Source organism: Blautia sp. AM28-27, from assembly GCF_003480905.1.
Lineage (GTDB): Bacteria > Bacillota > Clostridia > Lachnospirales > Lachnospiraceae > Fusicatenibacter > Fusicatenibacter saccharivorans.
The window spans coordinates 483-687 of sequence record NZ_QUJK01000045.1; the positions used below are offsets into that span (position 1 = coordinate 483).

Annotated in this window: 1 pseudogene; it reads left to right on the forward strand. The window is 41.0% G+C overall.

What is annotated here, in order from left to right:
- A pseudogene (locus tag DW743_RS18580) lies at positions 1-205 on the forward strand (IS200/IS605 family element RNA-guided endonuclease TnpB); the annotation flags it as partial.

Sequence of the window (205 nt, forward strand, 5' to 3'; positions counted from 1 at the left end):
GATTTGTCAAAATACGCCAGTCGATGGAAGTGGGAAAAATTAATCACGTAACCATTGAGTACACACCGGCCGGAAAATATTTTGCAGTCTTAAATGTTGATTTCAAACCGGAACCACGCCCAAATGCTGGAGGAACGATTGGAATTGATGTTGGAATCAAAGCATTCTATTCTGACAGCAATGGAAATACGGTATCAAATCCCAG